Source organism: Actinoplanes sp. CA-030573 (assembly GCF_050951115.1).
Taxonomy (GTDB): Bacteria; Actinomycetota; Actinomycetes; order Mycobacteriales; family Micromonosporaceae; genus Actinoplanes.
Map to the genome: position 1 here is coordinate 8,760,741 of NZ_CP192038.1, position 17,897 is coordinate 8,778,637.

The following is a 17,897-nucleotide window of genomic DNA, read 5'->3' on the forward strand; positions in this document are numbered from 1 at the left end:
TGGACAACCCGGGTGGCGGAGGCGCCGAACCGGCGGGTGGGACAATGACCGGGTGAGACGAAAGCCCCTCCTTCGCGTCCGCAAGACCGGCGCGCTCCTGGTCGCCGCGGTGATCGCGTTCGTCGGCACGGTGCCGTTCGCCGGGGCGAAATGGGAGCTGAGCCCGATCCTGCTGATCCCGATTGCGATCTTCGCCTGGGCTTGGCGGGCCGGCACCGACGTCTACGCCGACGAGTTGCGGGTCAAGGCGCTCTTCGGCAGCACCCGGGTGCCGTGGGCGCGGGTCACCGAGCTCGCGCCGGACGAGAAGGGCCAGGTCTCGGCCCTGCTCGACAACGGCAACGTGATTCGTCTGACCGGCGTCACCCGTGGCAACCTCCCCCGGGTCCTGGCCGCCGGCAAACAGGAGATCAGCCACCCCGAGTGATCGGCAGGGGCTTCCCAGGCAGCGCCGCTACCCTGGGGTGCGTCGAGTCGAGGAGGTCGCGTGGTGGTGCGTTCCCGCCGGGTGAGGGCGGTGTCCGGGTCGCTCGGCGCCGTGCTGGCGCTGACCGCGGCCTGCAGCTTCGGCCCGCCCGACGCCGAGCAGCAGGGCACACCGCCCAACCTGCCGAAACCGTCGGTCGCCGTGTCCGACTCCGGCGCGCCCGAGGGCGATCAGGAGGTCGCGGTCACAGTGCTGGCGACGGGCCTCGAGGTCCCGTGGGGCATGGCCTTCCTGCCCGACGGCGCCGCCCTGGTCACCGAGCGCGACACCGGCCGCATCCTCCAGGTCGGCCCCGACTCCGACGCCAAGGGCCTGACCGTCACCGAGGTGCAACGGCTCAGCGAGGTGCAGGCCTCGGGCGACGGCGGCCTGCTCGGCATCGCGGTGAGCCCGAAGTACACGACCGACAAGACGATCTTCGTCTACTACTCGACGGCCAAGGACAACCGGATCGGCAAGCTGGTGCTCAAGGGGAAGTTGCAGCCGATCCTGACCGGCATCCCCCGCTCGGCCGACGACAACGGCGGTGCGCTGGCCTTCGGTCCCGACGGCTTCCTCTACGCGTCCACCGGCGACGCCACCAACGGCACGCAGGCGCAGAACCCGAAAAGCCTGGGCGGCAAGATCCTGCGGATGACCACGGCAGGCAAGCCCGCGCCCGGAAACCCGATCAAGGACTCGCTGGTCTGGTCGCTCGGCCATCGCAACGTGCAGGGCCTGGCCTGGGACAAGACCAAGCGGATGTACGCGAGTGAGAACGGCCAGCCACGCAACGGCGAGCTGAACGTGATCGTCAAGGGGAAGAACTACGGCTGGGCCAAGGCCGACGGCGTCAGCACCGACAAGACGCTCACGAGTCCGCTGTTCACTTGGCCGATCGCCGACTCGGGCTGCGCCGGGGTGGCCACGGTCGAGCAGACCGTCGCCACCGCCTGCCTGCTCGGCAAGCGCCTCTGGCTGCTCAACATCACCGACAACGGCACCGTGCTGGGCACCCCGCAGGCGCTGCTGACCGGCGAGTACGGCCGGCTGCGCGGCCTGGTGGCGGCGCCGGACGGCTCGCTGTGGGCCAGCACGTCGAACCAGGAGGACGCGGGCGACCCCGGCCCCGACGACGATCGGATCATCCGGCTCGTTTTCTCTGACGGCGGCGCCGGCCGCAGCTAGGGACGGGACGGTTTGATGATCGTTGGGTGGGGGCACGTGATGGGCCGATGATCGAACAGCCATGGGCGCTGGCCCTCCGCCGGCGTCTCCGGGGCACGCCGGCCGCCGCCGGTCGTCTCTACCGGCACCGCTGGACCCGCAAGATCGCTATGGCGACCGTCATCTTCCTGGTCAGCGTGGGCGGCGCGGTGATCGGCACGATGCTGTTCGCGCATGCCGCGCTCAACGTCGGCCCGTTCCGCGCCGAGACGTCGATCAGCCCGTCGGTCCTGGGCGGCACCGAGGTCGACATCCCGCCGCTGGGCTCGCTGCATCTGGACAGCCACGACGGGCCGATCCATCTCAAGGTCAACCTTGCCTCGCTCGATCAGAGCCGCACCGAGGCCCTGATCGATGACCCGGCCGCGATCAGCTCGGCCGGCGAGAACGCGGTCGACGATGTCCGGCTCGGCGTGATGCGTCTCGGCGTACGGACGCTGGGAATTGCCGTCCTGAGCGCGATGATCCTCGCCGCTCTGATCTTCCGGGAGATCCGCCGGGTCGCCGCCGCCGGCCTGGTCGCCCTGGCGGTGACCGCCGGCAGCCTCGGCCTCGCGGCCGGCACCCTGCGCCCCGACTCGATCGCCGAGCCGCGCTACGAGGGCCTGCTGGTCAACGCGCCGGCGGTGGTCGGTGACGCGCGGCGGATCGCCGACAACTACGGCCGGTACGCCGACCAGCTCCAGCAGATCGTCAGCAACGTGAGCCGCCTCTACACCACGGTGTCATCGCTGCCCGTCTACGAGCCGGCCGGCAACACCACGCGCATCCTGCACGTCTCCGACCTGCACCTGAACCCGGCCTCGTGGGGGCTGATCCGCACCGTGGTGCAGACCTTCGACATCGACGCCGTGGTCGACACCGGCGACATGGTCGACTGGGGCAGCGCGGCCGAGACCAACTACGTGTCGTCCATCCCGTCGGTCGGCGTCCCGTACATCTACGTCCGCGGCAACCACGACTCGACCGCGATCCAGGCCGCCGTGGCCCGCCAGCGCAACGCCACCGTGCTCGACAACTCGATCACCACGGTCGACGGGCTCACCATCGCGGGGATCGGCGACCCCGAGTTCACGCCGGACAAGAGCGAGACGCCGGCCGCCGCCGACCCCGACGATCCCACCACCAGCCCGCTGGCCGCCTCCGGCGCCCGGCTGGCCGACACCATTCAGAAAAGCGACAAGCCGGTCGACGTCGCGCTCGTGCACGACCCGGCCATGGCCCAGCCGCTCTCCGGCGTCGTGCCGCTCGTGCTGGCCGGCCACCTGCACCACCGCGAGGTCAGCCTGCTGCCGGCACCCACCCCGGCGCCGGACGCGTCGGCCTCGGCCAGTCCGGCGCCGCAGCCCTCGGCCGGCGACGCCCCCGCGCCCGAGACCCGGCTCATGATCGAGGGGTCGACCGGGGGGGCCGGCCTGCGTGGTCTGGAGAAGGAGAAACCGACGCCGCTGAGCCTCTCGGTCCTCTACTTCGACGAGAATCACCTGCTCAAGGCGTACGACGACATCCAGCTCGGCGGCACCGGCGAATCCAATGTGGAAATGCAGCGAAACGTGATCGGGGCCAAGCCGGAGCCGTCCGACAACCCCTCGCCGTCCGGGCCTTGACCTTGCCCCGGGGGCAGGGTTCGACGATGGCGGCATGGACATCACCGCCTTCTGCACCGAGAACCTCGTTCCCGGCTACGTGGCCGGCATCTACCGGGCCGGCGAGCTGGAGATCCGCACCCACGGCATCGCCAACGTCACCACCGGCGCGCCGATGCGGCCCGACACGGGCTTCCTGTTCGGCTCGATCACCAAGGTCATGACCACCACGCTCGTGCTCCAGCAGGCCGAGCGGGGCGTGCTCGACCTCGACGCCCCGGTGGTGAAGTACCTGCCGGAGTTCGAGCTCGCGGTCCCCGGCACCGCCGGCCGGATCCTGGTCCGGCACCTGCTCACGCACGACAGCGGGATCGACGCCGACCTGTTCTTCCCCGACGCCGCCGGCCCGTCCGCGCTCGCCGTCTACCTCGAGGGCCTGCGGGAGTGCGGCACGCTCTTCGAGCCCGGCGAATACGTGAGCTACTCGAACGGCGGCATGATCGTCGCCGGCCGGCTGCTGGAGGTGGTGACCGGCTTGCCGTACCCCTCCTTGCTCGCCCGGGATGTCTTCGGCCCGGCCGGCATGACGGGCGCGACCACCTCGGCCGCCGACGCGATCCTCCGCAGCACCGCGATCGGCCACTTCCCCGACCTGTCCGTCGCACCGCCGGTGGCGCGGCCGACCGAGATGTTCATGCTGCCCGAGACGTGGGGTCCGGCCGGCGCCACCCCGATCGGCACCGTCACGGACCTGATCGCCCTTGGCCGCCTGCACCTGGACGGCGGCGTGGCCCCCACCGGCGCCCGCCTTTTGTCGGCCGCATCGGTGACCGCGATGCACACCGTCCACCACGACATGGGCGTGCCCAACGTGCCCCCGGTCGGCCTGGGCCTGCTGCTGGTCCCGTTCGGCGACGTCACGGTGCTGTCGATGTCCGGCGCGTCGCCCGGGGGCGTCGCGGTCCTGGCCGTGGTGCCCCAGCTCGACCTGGTCTTCGCCGCCTTCGGCAACGCACCGCAGGCGCTGGCCCTGCACGACGAGCTGTTGCTGTCGCTGATCCGCGAGCGGGTGCCGGTCTCGTTCCCGCCGGTCGCCGTCGTGCCGGCGGAGCTCGACCGCTACGCCGGCACGTACCGCTCCAACCAGCTGCGCGTGGACGTCACGGTGGTCGACGGGATGCTGGAGGAGCGGGTGACGTACGAGCCGGCCTCTGGAGCCCAGGAGGCCATCTTCACGAAGTTCGCCGGCGGCGCGTTCCCGGCGGCGCCAAGTCGCTGGGTCCCGGTCGGCGAGGGGGTGTTCGCCCCGGCGGGCTTGCCGCTCGAAGCCGTGGACGGCCACGCACGCCAGTTCCTGATCTCGTACGTCGGCGACGAGGACGGTCACCCGACGCACCGCTGCGCCGGGGGACGCATGACCCGTCGTGCGGTGGCGTGAGCCTCTCCCCGCGCCTCTCCCGGCCCGCGCCTCTCCCGGCCCGCGCCTCTCCCGGCCCGCGCCTCTCCCGGCCCACCCCTTCTGGGTGGGGCCGCACTCAACCACCACCCACCGACACTTTCGGCGCGTTGTCCACAGGCTTCCCCAGCCCGCGGCGCCGAGCCCCGAACCGGAAGCGTGGTGATGAGACGATGAGCCGCATGAGCGACGCGCCCCGGCGGCTGATCACGATCGGGCGGCTCGCCGAATATGCGGGCGTCACGATCAAGGCGGTCCGGGTCTACCACGAGCGCGGGCTGCTTCCCGAGCCCGAGCGCGACTCGTCCGGCTATCGACGCTATGACGCCGGGCACGCCGTTCAGCTCGTGAAGATCAAGACGCTGGCCGACGCCGGGGTGCCGCTCGCCCGCATCAAGGAGTTGCTGGTGGCGCCGGAGGGAGAGTTCGCCGCCGCGATCGCCGAGATCGACGACAACCTGCGGGCGCGGGCCGCCGAGATCGGCCGCACGCGGCGACGGATCGCCGGGCTGCGGGCCGGGGATGGCCTCTTCGTCTCGCCCGAGGTGGCCGGCTATCTCGACCGGCTGCGGGCGCTCGGCATCGGCGATCGCACGGTTGGTCTCGAGCGGGAGGTCTGGATCCTGCTCCAGGCGGTCTCGCCCGAGCAGGCCGCCGGGTGGGTCGCGGACAAGCTGGAAGCGATCGAGGACCCGGAGTTCCAGGCGCTCTATCGCGACTACGACGCGGCCTACGACTGGTCGCCGGACGATCCCCGCCTGCCCGCGCTCGCCGCCCGGACCCGAGCCTGGTACCTGGCCCACGCCACGGAGTCGGCCCCGCCGCTCGACCCGACGATCACCCGCCTGGCCGCCGCCTCGATCAACGACTCCCCCGCGTGGGCCCGCCTCGCCCGGCTGGCTCGCGCGGCTTCCTGAAGCAGACCGAGCGATCACCAAGCCGGGCGGGCAGCCGAACGATCAGGACAGACGAGCCAGGATCAGCTCGCGGACGGTCTTGGCATCCGCCTGGCCCCGCGTCGTCTTCATGACGGCGCCGACCAGGGCGCCCGCCGCCGCCACCTTGCCGTCGCGGATCTTTGCGGCGATGTCGGGGTTGGCGGCGATGGCCTCGTCGACGGCGGCGGTCAGCGCGCCCTCGTCGTTGACCACCTCGAGCCCACGGGCCGCCATGACCGCGGCCGGGTCACCCTCGCCGGCCACGACGCCCTCGAGCACCGAGCGGGCCAGCTTGTCGTTGAGCTTGCCGTCGTCGACCAGCTTCTGCAGGGCCGCGACCTGGGCCGGGGTCGCGCCGACCGAGGCGAGCTCGACGCCCGTCTCGTTGGCACGGCGGGCCAGCTCGCCCATCCACCACTTGCGCGCGCCCGCGGGGGACGCGCCGGCCGCGATGGTCTCCTCGATCAGCTCGACGGCGCCGGCGTTCGCGACCGACTGCATGTCGAGCTCGGAGATGCCCCACTCCTCCCGCAGGCGGGCCCGCTTCACGCTCGGCTTCTCCGGGAGCGCCGCCTTCAGCGAATCCACCCACGCCGGGTCGGGCGCGATCGGCACCAGGTCGGGCTCGGGGAAGTAGCGGTAGTCGGTCGCCTCCTCCTTCGAGCGGCCGGGGCTGGTCTCGCCGCGGTCCTCGTGGAAGTGGCGGGTCTCCTGGACGATGCGGCCGCCCTCGTCGAGCACACCGGACTGCCGGATGATCTCGGAACGGACCGCGCGCTCGACCGAACGCAGCGAGTTCACGTTCTTGGTCTCGGTACGCGTACCCCACTCCTCGCCCGGCTTGTTGAGCGAGGTGTTCACGTCGCAGCGCAGCGAGCCCTGCTCCATGCGGACGTCGGAGACGCCGAGCGAGCGGATGATGTCGCGCAGCTCGGTCACGTAGGCGCGGGCCACCTCGGGGGCGAGCGCGCCGAGACCGGGCACCGGCTTGGTCACGATCTCCACCAGCGGGATGCCGGCCCGGTTGTAATCGACCAGGGACTCGGTCGCGCCGTGGATGCGGCCGGTCGAGCCACCCACGTGCAGCGTCTTGCCGGTGTCCTCCTCGAGGTGCACCCGCTCGATGCCGATCCGGTACTGCTTGCCGTCGACCTCCACGTCGACATAGCCGTCGGTGCACAGCGGCTCGTCGTACTGCGAAGTCTGGAAGTTCTTCGGCATGTCGGGGTAGAAGTAGTTCTTCCGGGCCATGCGGCACCAGGACGCGATCTCGCAGTTCAGCGCGAGGCCGATGCGGATCGTCGCCTCGATGCCGGCGCGGTTGGCCACCGGGAGGGCGCCGGGCAGGCCGAGGCAGACCGGGCAGACCTGGGTGTTGGGCTCGGCGCCGAAGTCGGTGCGGCAGCCGCAGAACATCTTGGTCCGCGTGCCCAGCTCGACATGGGTCTCGAGGCCGATGACCGGCTCGTAGCGGGCGACGGCATCCTCGTAGGACCCAAGCGCGGTGGTCGTCATGCGTTGAGCTCCTTCAACTCCGGCGGGGTGAACGTGCCGACCGCCGACTCGAGCGCGGCGCCGACCCGGTACATCCGGTCGTCGGCCATCGTCGGCGCCATGATCTGGAAGCCGACCGGCAGCCCCTCGGACAGCCCGCACGGCACCGAGATCGCCGGTCCGCCGTAGAGGTTCGTCGGGATGGTGAACAGGTCGGCCAGGTACATCTGGTAGGGATCCGACGTACGCGAGCCGAACGGGAACGCCACGAACGGCGTGGTCGGCGAGACCAGCACGTCGACCCGCTCGAACGCCTGCTGGAAGTCCCGCGTGATCAGCGTGCGGACCTTCTGCGCCTGCCCGTAGTAGGCGTCGTAGTAGCCGCTGGACAACGCGTACGTCCCCAGAATGATCCGGCGCTTGACCTCGGGACCGAAGCCGGCCTCCCGGGTCAGCGACATGACCTCCTCCAGCGACCGGTTGCCGTCGTCGCCGACCCGCAGGCCGTACCGAACGCCGTCGAAGCGGGCCAGGTTCGACGAGCACTCGCTCGGGGCGATCAGGTAGTAGGCGGGCAGCGCGTACTGGAAGTGCGGGCAGGAGACCTCGACGACCTCGGCGCCCAGCTTGACCAGCGCCTCCAGCGACTCGCGGAAGGCCGCGGCCACGCCCGGCTCGGAGCCGTCGCCCGCGAACTCCTTGACCAGCCCGAGCTTGACGCCGCTCAGGTCGCCGCTCGCGCCGAGGCGGGCCGCGCCCACCACGTCCGGCACCGGCTGCGGGATCGAGGTCGAGTCGCGCGGGTCGTGCCCGGCGATGACCGAGTGCAGCAGCGCCGCGTCCTCGACGGTGCGCGCGCACGGGCCGGGGGTGTCCAGCGACGAGGAGAACGCGATCAGGCCGTAGCGGGACGTGCCGCCATAGGTCGGCTTCGCCCCGACGGTGCCGGTCACCGCGCCCGGCTGCCGGATCGAGCCGCCGGTGTCGGTGCCGATGGCCAGCGGCGCCTCGTAGGCGGCCAGCGACGCCGCCGACCCGCCGCCCGAGCCGCCCGGGATGCGGCCGAGATCCCACGGGTTGTTGGTGGGCCCGTAAGCGCTGTATTCGGTGGAGGAGCCCATCGCGAACTCGTCCATGTTGGTCTTGCCCAGCATCACCGTGCCGGCCGCCTGCAGCCGCTCGACGATGGTGGCGCTGTAGGGCGGCCGCCACCCCTCGAGGATCTTCGACGCCGCGGTGGTCGGCACGCCCTTGGTCGCGATCACGTCCTTCACCGCGACCGGCACGCCCGCCAGCGGCCCGCTGACCTCGCCCTTGTCGACACGCGCCGCGGCCTCGAGGGCGCCCTCACGGTCGACATGCAGGAACGCGTGGACGCGAGAGTCGACGGCCTCGATGCGATCGAGATGAGCCTGCGCCACCTCGACGGCCGAGACCTCCTTGCTCTTGATCTTGCTGGCGAGCTCGGCCGCCGACATCCGGATCAGATCGGTCATCTCAGGCCTCCTCGTCCAGGATCCGCGGCACCCGGAAGCGACCCTCGAACGCGTCGGGCGCACCCGAGAGCGCCTCCTCCTGCGTGAGACAGGGCTGCGGGACGTCGTCGCGGTAGACATTCGTCAGCGGCACGGAGTGCGAGGTGGGCGGAATGTCGTCCGCGGCCACCTCGCCGACCCGCGCCACCGACTGCAGGATCACGTCGAGCTGCCCCGCGAACTGATCCAGTTCCTGCTCGGTCACGGCGAGCCGCGACAGGCGCGCGAGATGCGCGACCTCTTCGCGGGAGATGGCCATCGCTTCCTACTTTCTCCGGTCCGAAGCTGACAGGGCGAGTCTATTTCTCTGGCGATTACGCTTCCGCGCCGGGACTCCGAGAACCCTCAAACCGAAGATCAAATTCATCATGTCGTGCGTGGGTGGGGAGTACGGACCGTTGCTCCCGCCGGGACCCGGGCGGGCCGAGCAGGGCGCTGGCGCGCCCAGAACGCTCGGCCCACCCGGGCGACCTGCGTGAGTGGTTGCGCCCAAGGCACCCCGCGGTCGTCGCCGACCGCGGGCGGGACCTGCCCGGGCTACCACGCGTGCGCAGGTGGGGATTAATGCCAAGCCCCGTATATCCAACTATATCGATTGCCCGGAGGCGTCAGTTGGACGGGCTCGGCAACGGGACCGGGGTGCGGCCGGGGCGGATCGGGCGGTACTTGGCGAGCCAGGTGCCCAGCTCGTCGGGCGGCATCGGCCGGGCGTGGAACCAGCCCTGGGCCGCGTGGCAGCCGGCCTCGGCGAGCAGCCGCCAGGTGCGCTCGTCCTCGACCCCCTCGGCCACCGCCCGCAGGCCGAGCGCCTCGGCCAGGTCGATCACCGAACGGACGATCGCGGCGTCGCCCCGGTCGGTCGCCATGCCCAGCACGAACGATCGGTCGATCTTCACCTCGGCCAGCGGCAGCCGGCGCAGGTGCTGCAGCGAGGAATATCCGGTGCCGAAGTCGTCGAGCGAGATCGCGACGCCCATCCGGTCCAGCCGCGTGATCGTGTTCAGCACCCGGTGCGGGTCGGCCATGAGCGCGCTCTCGGTGATCTCCAGCTGCAGAAGGTCGGCCGGAACGGCGTACCGGAGAAGCAGCTCCTCCACCCGATCGGCGATGCCACCGGCATGAAGGTCCCGCGCGCTCACGTTGACCGCGGCCCGCAGGGGCCGTCCCGCCTCCCGCCAGATCGCCAGCTGGCGCACCACGTCGTGCAGCACCCGCTGGGTGAGCAGCCGCATCACCGGCGTCGGCTCGGCCACCCGGATCAGCTCTTCCGGCCCGACCAGCCCGCGCTCCGGATGTTGCCACCGCAGCAGCGCCTCCACCCCCACCACCGCACCGGTCGCGATCGCGATCTGGGGCTGGTAGAAGAGCATGATCCCGTCGTCGGGCGCGTCCTGGAGCAGCGCCCGCCGCAGGTCGGCCAGCAGCGCCAGCCGATCGGGCGAGTGGTGGGCCGCGTCCGGCCCGTAGACCGAGATCTGGTCCCCGCGCTGCTTCGCGTCGTACATGGCGGCCTCGGCCTCGCGCAGCAGGACCGCGCAGTCGTCCCCCGGCGACCCCTGCAGCGCGATCCCGATCGAGGCGCTGACGTCGACCGGAAGCCCGTCCAGCGCGAACGGCCGGTTGAGCGCCTCGGCCAGATGGGACGCGATCCGCCGCGCTTCCGGCGCCCCGTCCACCCGGTTGGCCAGGACCGCGAACTCGTCCCCGCCGAGCCGGACGACCAGATCGTGCGCCGGGACCACCTCGGCCAGCCGGCGGGCCACCTCCACCAGCAGCCGGTCGCCGACCCGGTGCCCGAGGGCGTCGTTGACCGTACGGAACCGGTCGAGGTCCAGAAGCAGCAGCGCCCGTTGCGTCCCGCCGTTCCGTTCCCCCCGCCCGTTCTCCCGCCCGCCTCTTCGGCCGCGCCGGTCGCCGGTCTCGCCGCCCAGCCCGCGCGGGTCGTTGACGGACGCCTGCAGGGCCCGCCGATTGGGCAGCCCGGTCAGCGCATCGACCCGCGCCGCCCGCTCCGACTCACCCGCCGACCGCACCATCCGATGCACCGCATGCAGCGCCAGCAGCACCAACGGCACGAACGCCAGCCCGACCTGGGCGGTTGCCAGCACCACCGGCCCGAGCAGCAACAGCGCCGCCGTCGCCAGCACCTCGACCCCCTGCCGCCGGGCCCGCAGCCGCCGCCGATGCGAGTTGACCCGGGCAACCAGCGCCGCAAGCCCATATCTCGCCAGAATCCAGGCCGCTGCCGCCGCAACGGTCAGGAGCGCGTCGTCCCAGTCCGGCTCGGGCCCGATGTGCAGCGAGACCAGCCCCGCGACCGCCGCCGCGGCCCCCAGAGCCACCGCATGCTGCAGCGCGAGATGAAGCGTCCGCCGCACGGCCAGCCGCATCCGCATGCCGGCCACCGTCACGGCCACCACTTGCACGGCCAGGGCCGGCCCGATCCCCCACGCCAGCGCGATCGCGAAGGTGAAGCAGATCGACGGCAGGATGACCGAGCTGGCCCGCCGATCAGCAACCACATAGGGCCGCGCGTCGACCACCACCGCGAGCACCGCCATCAGCCAGTAGGCTCCCGGCAGTCCCCCGAAGGCATCGCGCCCGAAGGCCCACAGCAGCGCATCGACCACAACCGCAACCCCGGCCGTGGCTACCAGAGCCCGCCGCCGCTCCTTCGACACATGCCATTGACGGCCGGCACAGGCGCCCGGGCCAGGTTCCGCCACGTCGGCCGCAACCCGCCGCCCAGCGTGCGCGCCCGCTCCCGAGCCCGCCCCGTGCGCGCCCGCTCCCGAGCCCGCCCCGTGCTGGCCGGCAGCCGAGGCTTCCCCTACGTGCGAGGCCGACGCCGGGCTCTCGCCCATGCCGTCACCGAGCGCGCGCTTGCGCGGACGTGCGGCGTCCATGCGGCCTCCACAGTGGCGATCTACCTAGGTTTTCACCATAGATCCGCATTGTCCGTTGACCGCTAAACCGCTTCGGCGTTATCAAATCGGCATAAGCCCTTAAACGCTCAATCTCCGCGAATTCCCCCATCCGAGTGACGCTCCAGCCCTCGCCGAAGCAGCGTTCAGCCCACCTCCGGAGCGGTTGCGATGCCCCGACCGCGCCGCCATGCCCGACCGCGTTGCCAGCCCGAGCCGCAGCGGCGCCCCGAAACCGCCGGAAAGCGACCGCCGTCAGCTCTCCGCCGCCGGTGCCTCCGGGGCCACCTCGGCCACCGCCCTCGCCGCCTCCGGGCCTTCGGCCAGAAGCACCCCGAAGGCCGCCTCGTCCAGCACCGGAACCTTCAGCGACAAAGCCTTGTCGTATTTGCTGCCCGGGTTGTCGCCCACCACCACGAAGGCCGTCTTCTTCGAGACCGAACCACTCACCTTGCCACCCCGGGACGTCACGGCCTCGGTCGCCTGGTCTCGCGAATAGCCGGCCAGCGTGCCGGTGACCACGACCGTCATGCCCTCGAGCGGGCGGGGGCCTTCGTCGACGCGTTCGTCGGCCATTCGCACGCCGGCCTCGCGCCACTTGCGGACGATCTCGCGATGCCAGTCGACCGTGAACCACTCGCGCAGGCTCTCGGCGATCGTCGGGCCCACGCCCTCGACCGCGGACAGGACGTCAGGCTCGGCCTTGGGTTTGCGCTTGCCGCCCGCCGGCTCGACGCCCGGCTCGGAGGAGACCGACGCGACGTCAAGCTCGGAGGAGGAGACCGACGCGGCGCCCGGCTCGGGGGACGAGACCGACGCGGCGTCGAGCTCGGAGGAGGAGACCGACGCGGCGTCAAGCTCGGAAGAGGAGAGCGACGCGGCGTCAAGCTCGGAAGAGGAGACCGACGCGGCGGGCGGCTCGGCGGCCGAACCCGTGGCCGGCTCGGGAACGGGCGGCGGCGTGGCGACCACCCGCTCGATCGCCTCCATCGAGCCGAACTCGCGGGCCAGCGCCTGGGCCGCGGTCGGGCCGACGTGTCGGATGGAGAGGGCCACGAGCACGCGCCACAGGGGCTGGTCCTTGACCTTTTCCAAGTTGTCGAGCAGGCGCACCGCGTTGCTGCCGAGGCTGCCGTCCTGGTTGACGAAGAACGGCGACTGGCGCAACTGGTCGGCGGTGAGCGAGAACAGGTCGCCCTCGTCGGTGATGACGCCGGAGTCGAGCAGGGCCTGCCCCGCCTTGTAGCCGAGCACCTCGATGTCGAACGCGCCGCGGCCGGCCAGGTGGAACACCCGCTCGCGCAGCTGCGCCGGGCACGAGCGCGTGTTGGGGCAGCGGATGTCGATGTCGCTTTCCTTGGCCGGCGCCAGGTTCGTGCCGCAGGCGGGGCACTCGGTCGGCATCACGAACGCGCGGGCGTCGTCGGGCCGCAGGTCGATCACCGGGCCGAGCACCTCGGGGATCACGTCGCCGGCCTTGCGCAGCACGATCGTGTCGCCGATGAGCACGCCCTTGCGCTCGACCTCGCGCGCGTTGTGCAGCGTCGCCTGGGCCACCGTCGACCCAGCCACCTTGACCGGCTCGAGGACCGCGAACGGCGTCACCCGGCCGGTGCGCCCGACATTCACCGCGATGTCGAGCAGCTTGGTGGTGACCTCCTCGGGCGGATACTTGTACGCGATGGCCCAGCGCGGCGCCCGGCTGGTCGTGCCCAGCCGGCCCTGGATCGACACCGAGTCGACCTTGACCACGACGCCGTCGATCTCGTGCTCGACGTCGTGCCGGTGCTCGCCGTAATACGCGATGTACTCGTGGACGCCGGCCAGGTCATCGACCAGCTTCCACCGCTCGCTCGTCGGCAGACCCCAGGCCTTCAAGGCTTCGTACGCATGAGACTGCGAAGTCGGCGTGAACCCGACCCGCGCCCCGATGCCGTGCACCACCATGCGCAGCCCGCGGGACGCCGTGATGCGGGGATCCTTCTGGCGCAGGCTGCCGGCCGCCGCGTTACGCGGGTTGGCGAACGGCGCCTTGCCCTGCTCGACCAGCGACGCGTTGAGGTCGGCGAAGGCCGAGACCGGGAAGTAGATCTCGCCGCGCACCTCGAGCAGGTCGGGCGGGTTGTCGCCGGCCACCCGCTCGGGGATCTCACGGATCGTGCGCACGTTGGGCGTGACGTCCTCACCGGTGCGGCCGTCGCCACGGGTGGCGCCGCGGACGAGACGACCCTTCTCGTACGTCAAATTGATCGCGAGCCCGTCGACCTTGAGCTCGCAGATGAACTCCACCGGCCCGCCCGCGTCGCGCACCGTGCGCTCGGCCCAGGCGCCCAGCTCGGCCTCGTCGAAGACGTTGTCGAGCGAGAGCATGCGCTCGGCGTGCTGCACCGGGGTGAACGTGGTGGAGAACGTGCCGCCCACGTTCTGCGTCGGCGAGTCGGGGGTGCGGAGAGCCGGATACTCCGCCTCCATCGCCTCGAGCTCGCGCAGCTTCTTGTCGAACTCGGCGTCGGAGATGGTCGGCGAGTCGAGCACGTAGTAGCGATATTGGTGGCCGCGCAGCTCGTCGGCCAGCTCGGCGTGCTGAGCGCTCACCTCGGGCGTCGGGTCCTTACCGGCGGCGGCCTCCTGCTCCGGGGTCGGCCCGGACGACAGCTCCTCGACCTCGGCCGTCGACTGCCCGTCACGCTGCACATCCGCCCTGTCGGCCACCGGAACCTCCATCTCGCTTCGGCTAAGAGGCACGGTAGCCCCCACCCCTGACATTTTTCGGGGTCCGCCGACGAGGACAACGCGGCGCGGCGGGATCAGGCCTCGGCCAGGCGGCGTCCGGCCTCGCGGCAGGCGGTGAGCACGGCGCGGACGTACGGCTCGGGCGCGCCGGCGAGACCGCAGGCCGGGGTGACGACGACCTGTTCGGGGAGCCGTGCGGGCGGGAAGCCGAGCCTGGTCCACAGCTTGGTGACCCGCTCGGCCACCTGCTTGCCGGTGATGGCGCCGGACGGCCGGGTGGGCGCGGCGCCGGCGAAGAGCCCGAGGCCGGCCTCGATCGCCTCACCGAGCGGATCAAGATCTTTGAGCAACGAGAGGTCGAGCGCGACGGCCGCGGCCTGTGCATCCCGGAAGACCTGCAGCGGTACGCCGGGAGCGCAGCAGTGGGTGACAACCGGCACGCCGACGGCCTCCACCACCGTGCGGAGGGCGCTCGCCGCGTCCGGCGAGTCGACCGCGCGGTAGGCGCTCAGCCCGCTCTCGGTCGGCACCTGCCCGGCCAGCACCGCGGGCAGCGACGGCTCGTCGAGCTGCAGCAGGATGGACGCGCGCGGCAGCCGCTTGCGCACCTCGTCGACGTGCCGCCGCAGCCCCTCGGCCAGCGAGTCGGTCAGGTCGCGCACCGCACCCGGGTCGCGCAGCACCCGGCCGCCGATCTGCAGGTCGATGCCGGCCGCGAGGGTCCACGGCCCCGCCGACTGCAGCTTGAACGTCCCGGCGAAGCCGTCACCCTGCTCGGTCGCCTGGTCGAGGTCGCGTTCGAGCAGGTCGGCGGTGCGGCGCAGGTCCGCACCCGGCCGCGGCGCCATCTGCCACCGGCCGGCGTAGAGCTGCACCGGCAACTCGACCAGAAACCCGGCGCTCCGCCCGATCATGTCGGCCCCGGGACCGCGCGCGGGCAGCTCCGGCAGGTGCGGCAGCTCGGGCAGCTCCCCGAAGACGATGCGCTGCGCCTCGGCGATGTCGGTGCCGGGCAGCGACCCGATCCCGGTCGCCGCCCCGGCCGGCCACGGAAACTCAGGCACGAGCCACCGCCGCGGCCTCGGACGCGACCGCGCCCGAGGAAGCCGGCGCGGCCGAGGAAGCCGGCACGGCCGAGGAAGCCGGCACGGCCGAAGAAGCCGGCACGGCCGAAGAAGCCGGCACGGCCGAGGAAGCCGGCACGGCCGAAGAAGCCGGCACGGCCGAAGAAGCCGGCACGGCCGAGGAAACAGGCGCGGCCGAGGAAGCGACACTGGCCGAAATCGTGGCCGAACCGAGCACGACATCCCCCTCCGGGTCCCGGCGGTAGGCCACGATCGCCTGGCCGGCCGCCACCCCGCGAGCGGGCGACCGCAGCCGGGCGGTGAGGGTGTCCCCCTCGACCGTAACGAGAGCCGGCACGACCTCGCCGTGGGCGCGCAGCTGCACGTCGCACTCGACCGGGGTCTCGGCGCCGTGCCAGATCACCCGGGACGCGGTCACCACGTCGACCGCCAGGGCCTCGCGCGGGCCGACCGTCACGGTGTTCGTCTTCGGGGTGATCGACAGAACGTAGCGCGGCCGCCCGTCGGCGGCCGGCACCCGCAGGTCGAGACCCTTCCGCTGGCCGACCGTGTACGCGTACGCCCCGTTGTGTGTTCCGATCTTCTCGCCGGTGCCGGCGTCGACGATGTCGCCCGGCGCCGCGCCCAGCCGGCGCTCGAGGAAGCCCCTGGTGTCACCGTCGGCGATGAAGCAGATGTCGTGCGAGTCGGGCTTGTCGGCCACCGCCAGACCGCGCTCGGCCGCCTCCGCGCGCACCTGGGCCTTGGTCGAGTCGCCCAGCGGGAACGCCGCCCGGTCGAGCTGCGCCCGGGTGAGCACGGCCAGCACGTACGACTGGTCCTTGCCCTCGTCGACGCTGCGGCGCAACAGGCCGTCCGCGCCGAGCCGCGCGTGATGGCCGGTGACCACCGCGTCGAAGCCGAGCGCCACCGCCCGGTCGAGCACCGCCGCGAACTTGATCTTCTCGTTGCAGCGGAGGCAGGGGTTGGGCGTGCGGCCGGCCGCGTACTCGGCCACGAAGTCGTCGACCACGTTCTCGTGGAACTGGTCGGCCATGTCCCACACGTAGAAGGGGATGCCGATCACGTCGGCGGCGCGGCGGGCATCGCGGGAGTCTTCCAGCGTGCAGCAGCCCCGGGCGCCCGTCCGGTAGGTCTGGGGGTTGCGCGCCAGCGCCAGATGCACCCCGGTGACGTCGTGCCCGGCGTCATGGGCGCGCGCGGCGGCAACGGCGGAATCGACTCCGCCCGACATGGCCGCAAGAACTCGCATGCCGCAAGCCTATCCGGGGCTTCAGCGCGGCGTTTTCCAGGCGGTCGCCCGCCGGGCCCGCTCGACCGCGCCGGGCAGGGCGGCGAGCAGGGCGTCCACGTCCTCGATCGTGCTCGTGTGGCCGAGCGTGAACCGCAGCGAGGACCGGGCCCGGTCTTCGTCGGCGCCCATCGCCAGCAGCACGTGCGACGGCTGGGCCACGCCCGCCGAGCAGGCCGACCCGGTCGAGCAGTAGACGCCCTGCGCGTCCAGCAGCAGGAGCAGGGCGTCGCCCTCGCAGCCGGGGAAGCTGAAGTGCGCGTTGCCGGGCAGGCGCAGGCCGGCCGGGGCGCCGTTGCCGATCGCGTCGGGGATGGCGTGCCGGACCCGCTCCACGAGCTCGTCGCGCAGCGCGCCGACCCGGGCCGCGTGGTCCTGCTGTGACTTGACCGCCATCTCGACCGCCACCGCGAACGCCGCCACCCCGGCCGTGTCGAGCGTGCCGGACCGGACGTCCCGCTCCTGGCCGCCGCCGTGCAGCAGGGGCGTGCAGGCGACATCGCGGCCGAGCAGCAGCGCGCCCACCCCGACCGGGCCGCCGACCTTGTGGCCGGTGACGGTCATCGCGGCCGCGCCGCTGGCGGCGAAGTCGACCGGGATCTGCCCGACGGCCTGGACGGCGTCGGTGTGGAAGGGAATGCCGGCTTCCGCGGCCGTACGCGCGAGATCGTTGATGGGCTGGATGGTGCCCACCTCGTTGTTCGCCCACTGCACGCTGATCACCGCGATCTCGTCCCGGTAATGGGCGATCAGCTCGGTCAGGGCGGCCGGGTCGACGCGGCCGGTCTCGTCCACCGGCAGCAGGTCGGCCGTGGCGCCCTCGTGGGTGGCCAGCCAGTCGACCGCGTCCAGCACGGCGTGGTGCTCGACCGCGGAGGCGACGACCCGGGTGTGGTTCAGCGAGGCCGACCGCCGCGCCCAGAAGATGCCCTTGGTCGCCAGGTTGTCGCTTTCGGTGCCGCCGCTGGTGAAGACCACCTCGGAGGGGCGCGCGTTCAGCGCCGCCGCGATCCGCTCGCGGGACTCCTCGACCAGGCGGCGGGCGCCGCGGCCGGCCGCGTGCAGGGACGACGGATTGCCGACCTCGCGGGCGGCCGCCGTGTAGGCGTCCAGCGCTTCCGCGAGCATCGGGGTGGTAGCTGCGTGATCCAGGTAGGCCATC

The 17,897-nt window shown here is 72.2% G+C and carries 12 protein-coding genes and 1 pseudogene; 5 read left to right on the plus strand and 8 right to left on the minus strand.

Going from position 1 to position 17,897, the window contains the following annotated elements; translation table 11 throughout:
• Positions 1-52 precede the first annotated feature (52 nt).
• From ACQP2F_RS40405 to ACQP2F_RS40425, 5 genes are all read left to right on the plus strand, one after another.
• Positions 53-427, plus strand: a complete 375-nt coding sequence (locus ACQP2F_RS40405) for a PH domain-containing protein (protein ID WP_433297208.1) — start codon at positions 53-55, stop codon at positions 425-427.
• Positions 428-487: 60 nt separating this feature from the next.
• Complete coding sequence (locus tag ACQP2F_RS40410; protein ID WP_433297210.1) at positions 488-1,654, plus strand: PQQ-dependent sugar dehydrogenase; 1,167 nt, start codon at positions 488-490, stop codon at positions 1,652-1,654.
• Positions 1,655-1,701: 47 nt separating this feature from the next.
• The gene (locus tag ACQP2F_RS40415) at positions 1,702-3,300 is read left to right on the plus strand and encodes a metallophosphoesterase family protein (RefSeq protein ID WP_433297212.1); all 1,599 of its coding nucleotides are present in this window, start codon (positions 1,702-1,704) and stop codon (positions 3,298-3,300) included.
• Between the two features lie 34 nt (positions 3,301-3,334).
• On the plus strand, positions 3,335-4,717 hold the full coding sequence (locus tag ACQP2F_RS40420) for a serine hydrolase domain-containing protein (RefSeq protein WP_433297214.1): 1,383 nt from the start codon (positions 3,335-3,337) through the stop codon (positions 4,715-4,717).
• 200 nt (positions 4,718-4,917) lie between these two features.
• Positions 4,918-5,652, plus strand: coding sequence for a MerR family transcriptional regulator (locus ACQP2F_RS40425; protein WP_433297216.1), 735 nt, complete (start codon positions 4,918-4,920; stop codon positions 5,650-5,652).
• Between the two features lie 42 nt (positions 5,653-5,694).
• Here ACQP2F_RS40425 and gatB read toward each other — a convergent pair whose 3' ends face one another.
• From gatB to ACQP2F_RS40465, 8 genes and pseudogenes are all read right to left on the minus strand, one after another.
• Complete coding sequence (gatB, locus tag ACQP2F_RS40430) at positions 5,695-7,188, minus strand: Asp-tRNA(Asn)/Glu-tRNA(Gln) amidotransferase subunit GatB (protein ID WP_433297219.1); 1,494 nt, start codon at positions 7,186-7,188, stop codon at positions 5,695-5,697.
• A complete protein-coding gene (gene gatA / locus ACQP2F_RS40435; protein ID WP_433297221.1) occupies positions 7,185-8,663 on the minus strand; it encodes an Asp-tRNA(Asn)/Glu-tRNA(Gln) amidotransferase subunit GatA in 1,479 nt (492 codons plus the stop codon). The genes gatB and gatA overlap by 4 nt, the downstream gene beginning before the upstream one ends.
• 1 nt (position 8,664) lies before the next feature.
• Positions 8,665-8,961 carry an Asp-tRNA(Asn)/Glu-tRNA(Gln) amidotransferase subunit GatC gene (gene gatC / locus ACQP2F_RS40440; protein ID WP_020518092.1) on the minus strand — a complete coding sequence of 99 codons (297 nt, stop codon included), beginning with the start codon at positions 8,959-8,961 and terminating at the stop codon, positions 8,665-8,667.
• A gap of 349 nt (positions 8,962-9,310) precedes the next feature.
• The gene (locus ACQP2F_RS40445) at positions 9,311-11,263 is read right to left on the minus strand and encodes a putative bifunctional diguanylate cyclase/phosphodiesterase (protein WP_433307806.1); all 1,953 of its coding nucleotides are present in this window, start codon (positions 11,261-11,263) and stop codon (positions 9,311-9,313) included.
• A gap of 618 nt (positions 11,264-11,881) precedes the next feature.
• Positions 11,882-14,392, minus strand: a complete 2,511-nt coding sequence (gene ligA / locus ACQP2F_RS40450) for an NAD-dependent DNA ligase LigA (protein ID WP_433297224.1) — start codon at positions 14,390-14,392, stop codon at positions 11,882-11,884.
• Positions 14,393-14,433: 41 nt separating this feature from the next.
• Positions 14,434-15,423: a methionine synthase gene (locus tag ACQP2F_RS40455; RefSeq protein WP_433297226.1), complete on the minus strand. Its 990-nt coding sequence runs from the start codon at positions 15,421-15,423 to the stop codon at positions 14,434-14,436.
• Positions 15,424-15,631: 208 nt separating this feature from the next.
• Positions 15,632-16,696 (minus strand): annotated as a pseudogene (gene mnmA, locus ACQP2F_RS40460) (tRNA 2-thiouridine(34) synthase MnmA); the annotation flags it as partial.
• Positions 16,697-16,717: 21 nt separating this feature from the next.
• Complete coding sequence (locus ACQP2F_RS40465) at positions 16,718-17,896, minus strand: cysteine desulfurase family protein (protein WP_433297228.1); 1,179 nt, start codon at positions 17,894-17,896, stop codon at positions 16,718-16,720.
• Between the last annotated feature and the right edge of the window lies 1 nt (position 17,897).